This is a genomic window from Leptolyngbya cf. ectocarpi LEGE 11479, from assembly GCF_015207065.1.
Lineage (GTDB): Bacteria > Cyanobacteriota > Cyanobacteriia > Phormidesmidales > Phormidesmidaceae > Leptothoe > Leptothoe ectocarpi.
On the sequence record NZ_JADEXP010000381.1, the window covers coordinates 1 to 6,119 of the forward strand.

Consider the following 6,119-nt stretch of genomic DNA (forward strand, 5'->3'; position numbering starts at 1 on the left):
ATCGTGTAGTCCCCGTCATTGAACCACAGTTGATCTACAGCAGCTGAACAAGAGGAGGGTATTCCTATATTTGGAGGGCCAGCATCACTCGTAACAGCCATACAGAAAACTCGATGTCGATCTGGTGCTTCAATTTCTGGCAAAGAAATTGCCTGTTCAGTAATTGCGCCGTATAAATCTGGTTCATTCTGTCCGCTATTTGGAAGTATTTTGACCGACTCAAGACGATGTGAAAGCTTTATTGGCCCTGAAGTTTGTAGTGTTCCTAATAAGTCAGCATACAAGGCTATTCCAGCCATGGCTGTTCCATGTCCTTGCCACTGATTCCCTCTATCATCAACTCCCCAAGATGGTTCAACAGTATGCATATCGTTAGGTTCAAGCCCCATCGAAAGTAGAAGATGCCTTTGGGTTATACCACTATCTAGCAAGCATATTGACACTGCATGCTCGTCTGGTTTCAGTAGTTGTTTGGATAAAGCTTCAGCCCATGTTTCCTGTTCACAAGGTCCCATCTCAAGGAAAAATGATGGTGTATCTTTTGCAATGCGCAACTCTGCTACAGCATCTGAATTTTTGATAACTCGGGCCATTAGAGGAACGGTGGTCATTGCGAGAACAACTTCACGTTCTGGAAAAGTAATTTGATAATCCTTGATTGGAATATTTAACTTCTTCGCCGTACTTGCAAAGAAATTACGTCTTTCATTACGTAACCAAATCTCCCACCACACTTCCTGTTCATTCTGAGGGAATAAAGCAGGATCGTCTGTAAACAGCGATTTTACTTCCCCTAGTTCAACAGATTCGAGCCTCGACACAAGCTTTTCATGACGAGGCTTGCCTTTCTTGGTATCTTCATCTCGGTATTGGGCTACTTTACTTGAAAAATAGTCAGATGCTTTTTCTGGAACAAAGACTGTTGCTAAAAGCATATCCTCTTTGTCAGGAATTTTTCTGACTGCAACAAGCTCAATCTTTTTTTGACGGTTCTGTAAGCTTTCAAATGCATTAGATTTATCGGCATGCATTTGAAATTCCAGATAAAATCCTGGCTCTCCAGTAGCAATTTCAGGGTCACGAGACTTTAGCTGTGCCTCGGCTTTTTGTAATGCTACACCAATAGATCTTTCTAGCTCTCTAGCATGCGAAGCCCTATCACGGCCAGGAGGATCCTGATTATTATTTACTATCCTTGGGTCTGTATAATCCTCGCTTTCGCCATTTTCCGGAAGATAAATATGAGGAAACTTACGTGACTGATCAGGCATTCTTAACTATTAATTTTTGCTTTTTCGAAGTCAATATTTTTTCTTTCTGAAATAGCTTTTATTAGGCTTTGCTTTGAGACTTTCTCTGTATCAAATAATACAGCTTGTTTGGCGGCCTCATCTGAGGCTCGAATAATATCAGCTGGACTTAGACCTTGTGATGCTTTCAATATATCTTCCCAGCTTTTCCATTGGATAGTGAACATTCCAAGGCGTTTCTCTACAAGCCGACGAACCATTTCTCTGCTAGGAAGCTGATATTCAAGTACATCATCAAACCTACGGAAAAGAGCTGGATCTAGCAGGTTGGGATGATTGGTAGCCGCGACAATCAAACTTTCACTTTCATCATTTTCTATAAAAAGCAAAAAAGAATTTAGGATGCGGCGAATCTCACCTACATCATTTACATTGCTACGCTGAGTACCTATAGCATCAAACTCATCAAAGAAATAAACTCCCCGAGTATTGGCCATTGAATCAAAAACAAGTTTAAGGCGGCTGGCAGTTTCGCCCATGTACTTACCAATCAAACTGCTATAGATGATTGTAAATATGGGTAACTGTAGCTCTCCAGCTAATGCTGAAGCACTCATTGTTTTTCCAGCTCCTGGAGGCCCTACCAATAAAATTTTACGGCGAGGTGACAAATTATATGCACCTAAACGATTACGTTGTCTTTGCTCTGTCAAAATACGACTTAAGCGGCTCTCAAGTTCGTGGGGGAGAACCATATCTGACAACCTAGTATTTGGATATCCAGCAGACAGGATACTAGCTAGTTCTCCCTTTGGTTGAACTAGAGGTACTGGTCCCTTTTTTTGAATAATGTCTGAACGGCTAGCTTTAGCCTGCTCGACTATTGCTTTAATTTCTTGTGCTAGCTTTCTATGACCTAAACGGGCTTCGTGTGCTGCCATCTGCAAGGCTGCAGAATGAAACTGCTGCTCCTGCCCTTCGGCATAGCTTTTTAATAGCGCTATGATATGGCGAGCAGTAGACATACAGCTTTAGAACCCTCGATAAACCCTGCCTTTGCCTCTAATACTGGTTAATATCGAAGATAGGCAGAATATTAACATCTCAATTATCTGGTATTAGCTTCCTTCTTGTAAGGAAAATTATTTACTTTTCTATAAAAATATATCTAATGCTGTTGGATACACTTTTACAGATTTTTCAGAATTGGGATAAGAATCAATTTGTTCAAGAATGCAGACGATAGATTTCATATCAACCTGCTTCTTTGAAAAAGTTATCTTTCTTTACGTTAACCAAACTTTCGATAGAACTTGGTATATGGCTTCTCGGAAGCTTCGGTTAACGATTCGAGCGAATTGGATATGAGGCTCATCTGGCACGATAGGAATAATATTTGCTGATGTACCACCAGTATTGAATAAATTCATTACCTGATTTGCGGCTTCTAAGCCTGTTACATAAGCTTTCTCTTGAGACCAAGAACCATGGCGGGTAACAATCCAATCGCCACCCATAAAGACATTGTCGAAGCTAGTAGTAGCTGGTAGAAGATACTGATAGCTTCCTGGCGCAAAGTGGCTTACCCCTTGCGGTATACGCACAACTGCATGATCAGCTATTTTGGCTTCAGCAAAGGCGGGAATACAGCCAGCCAGATTCTGCTGTACTAAAGGAAGAATCTGATCGTCGCTCAATGGCAAAAGTTGATTGGCATGATAATAATCAACCTCTATAACGGTACCAGATTCATTTTTATATTCATCATGGAGCTGGTTCAGCTCAAAGAAGGTCCAGCCGGTGGTTTGATGAAAGCCAAAGCAGGCATTGGATGGCAGCGGCACGTCAATTTTTCGGTCGAACCACAACCGGGTGGCCAGCACGTCCACGCCGCCCAGATTTTGTAAATCTCGAAATTCAGAGCGATCGCGCAGTGCCTCGCTGCCAGCAACAATCTTTTTCATACCGGTAATGCCAACTGAGAAGATCACCGCATCGGCCTCAAAGGTTTCGTCTCCATCAAGACCAGTGCATACCACCTCTGTCACTCGGTTATTTTCTACCCGTACATTGCTCACACGACGGTTAGCCAGTACCTTGCCGCCTAAAGATTCAATCCGCTCGACCCAGGGACGAAAGATCATCTCCCCTACGGTACCCCGACACCAGCGCACGTCAAAGTCAGGCTGGTGGGCCAAAATAAAGTAATACAGCATACCAATGGCGGCAGCGGCTGAACATTGCTCGCCTGGCGCAAACAGCCCCACTAGCAGCATGGGCTCAAACGATTCTTTGTACAGACGCTCTGACACGCCGTACTGCTTAAACAGCTCGCGGGCAGTCATGCCGTCGTAGCGTTTCCAGGCATCATCGGAGTTGTCGAAGTCGATCACCGCATAGAGCAGCGGCAGCGCCGTTAGCCGGTCAGCCAGGGGCAGGCGCTTAAACCGAGTGTAGGCGAAGGTACCCAACGGACTAGGCAAGTAGGGCATCGCCTGAAACAGCGGCGACTCCACCTCCAGACCGGCGGGTGAATACTGAGACGACCGGGTGTAGGGCGTAAAGGGCTGAATGCCCAGCTCGTCTACTAGGGAAAAAATATTGTTGTAGGGGTACCAGAAACCGTGGATACCGGCCTCTACGGAACGTCCACCCGGTGTTTTCCACCCAGCGACTAAACCACCGGGCTGGGGTCCGGCTTCAAGCAGGGTGACGTCGTATCCTTGTTTCGTCAGGTGATAGGTGGCTCCCAGTCCGGCCCAGCCAGCCCCGACAATGATTACTTTTTTGGGGGGTGTGGTTAGGCCCATGGGAATGCTCTGATCTACATTATTGATTACTTCTGTACTGTAGATCAGAAATTTATCTAATGCAGAGATGCATCTGGGTCAGTTAAATGCCGTTATTGCGATCGCAGCCTATGACCACAACTTTAACCTGACTTTGAATGATGCTATACCTGTTGGCCAGCGTCTATTAGCGTGAGGTCTTGTTCATCATGTTGTTGTTGAACAAGATTTTAAGAATGACTAAAGGCCAGGGGCTTTATCCGTGTCCGCTTAAATATTTTTAATCCAAATCGCCCCCTCGTTCGTATTAATAGTCACATAGGTAACTATTGATTGATATGAGGAGGTTCACGTTGAACATCACGGGCTGATTTATGGAGCGCTTGCTTGGTGGTGGTTTGTCTAATCTAAATAGAAAACATTCGACAAGTGCTAAAAATTAAAGTCATCCAAGTTTAACTATTATTCGTATCCATAATTGATAGCCAGTTATGTTCTTATCCAGCTTTATGCATACGTGAGATTTTCACGTATGGGATTTTCATTGAAAAGCAATTGTTTATCTATATTTTGTGCTCTACCTCAAAAAGAATATTCACAACAACACACTTACATGCCCTCTCTATTAGGGGATTTTGAGTGTGTCAATATCTTTTTGAAATTTTGCTTTTAGTCTACCGAAGAAGAAAGATCTACCGATAAAATCCTTCTCACTCTAGATTCTAAAAACATTTTTTTCATGGTTTCTGGAATCCAAACAACATAGATGGAAGTAATCTTCTGCGTGGCTCTTTGATGACCTAAATACCTCTAAAGTTGCACCAATTCATTTGAACCAAACCTAATTTCAAGCCTGAGGGTTTTCTTCAGAGAAGACGCTGGTTTTGATGTGGTCAAGGTTCAAGTACTTATAGCTCACAACAATTCACAACAGGAAAACCTCCATGACCGTTCAACCTAAGTACCACTGGCAGTTTAATGAAAGACAGGGAACAACAACCGTAGATGCCGTAAGCGGTGATCAATCTCGCCTTTCTAAGGCCACATTAAAAGGCCATGGCCGCATTGGCAATGCCATTCATTTAGTTGGCGGCAATGCCCATGTCAATTTGGGTAAAGAGGTGGGTCAATTTGGTACCAGCGACTTTACTGTAGCGTTTGGCATGAGGAGTCTCGGTCTTCCAAGCATCCCCAAAGGTGCGCTCAAAGGCAGGCGCAAAGGCGGGAAGGTCATAGTCAACTTCAAAAAGCTTTTATCTGAACTTGACATTATCGGTGATCAGGTAATGCAGGGACACGGTAATTTCTTCTCCGTGCGACTTATGCAAGGCAGAATCTTTTTCCATGTCGATGAAAATAGTAAGGCCAAACACTATGTGAAAGTGGCCACTAAGCCTCTATCAATGGGGACATGGTTTCATGTAGCTGTTGTTAGGCAAGGACGCACCATCAAGATTTACATTGATGGGGTACTTGAAGCGGAAGCGACATCAAAAACCGGTGTGGCCAACATTAACAACAACGCTGATGTCAGGCTGGGGCGTTCCAGACGGTTGACTCCAAAGGCCCAATACGAAGACCTGCGCATCTACCACACAGCCCTCAGCGATGCCGAGATCAAAGCCCTGGTTCCACCTGTGAATCGACCCTTGCGCGAAGGCGAAATTGAGCTGGTGGGTGCCGATAAGGCCGCCGTCATTCTCAACCAAAATATTGATAATCTCGGCCAATTTTCCAGCAGCTTTAAGCAGCTGCGGGTAGGTAACAATACCGGCGTCACCCTCTATGATCAACCTAATTTTGGGGGTATCGCTCAAAAGTGCTATGCCGACCTGCCCGATATGCGTCACTCCCGGATTAAGAACTTTCCAAAGTCCATCCGTATATGGTCCACCGTTGGCGACCCCTTTACCGGCAAGTGGATGATCAAAGCCCCGAATGGTCAATTTTTGAGCCTGGGTAAGTCTAGTCTCACCACAGCGCCACAGCAGGGATTAAACGAGCTTTTCAAATTTCACTACAATCTACAGCAGTCTGGGCTACAGCTGATTCCCGGTGCCGATCAGGTAAACGATCCTTT

At 44.5% G+C, this 6,119-nt stretch carries 4 protein-coding genes; 1 reads left to right on the forward strand and 3 read right to left on the reverse strand.

The genetic code is table 11. The features are described from left to right. The 3 genes from IQ260_RS26250 to IQ260_RS26260 all read right to left on the reverse strand — a co-directional run. Positions 1 to 1,271: S8 family peptidase (locus IQ260_RS26250; protein WP_193996036.1), on the reverse strand; the 1,271-nt coding region annotated here is incomplete at its 3' end. 2 nt (positions 1,272 to 1,273) lie between these two features. Further along, positions 1,274 to 2,275: an AAA family ATPase gene (locus IQ260_RS26255; protein ID WP_193996037.1), complete on the reverse strand. Its 1,002-nt coding sequence runs from the start codon at positions 2,273 to 2,275 to the stop codon at positions 1,274 to 1,276. A 261-nt stretch (positions 2,276 to 2,536) separates the two neighbouring features. Further along, positions 2,537 to 4,060, reverse strand: a complete 1,524-nt coding sequence (locus IQ260_RS26260) for a hydroxysqualene dehydroxylase (RefSeq protein ID WP_193996038.1) — start codon at positions 4,058 to 4,060, stop codon at positions 2,537 to 2,539. 923 nt (positions 4,061 to 4,983) lie between these two features. Between IQ260_RS26260 and IQ260_RS26265 the strand changes: the two genes are divergently transcribed. Then, the coding region (locus tag IQ260_RS26265) for a LamG domain-containing protein (RefSeq protein WP_193996039.1) at positions 4,984 to 6,119 on the forward strand (1,136 nt) is incomplete at its 3' end.

Coding starts and splice junctions, on each gene's coding strand:
- IQ260_RS26255 (WP_193996037.1), bottom strand. CDS start 2,275: ATGTCTACTGCTCGCCATATCATAGCGCTATTAAAAAGCTATGCCGAA.
- IQ260_RS26260 (WP_193996038.1), bottom strand. CDS start 4,060: ATGGGCCTAACCACACCCCCCAAAAAAGTAATCATTGTCGGGGCTGGC.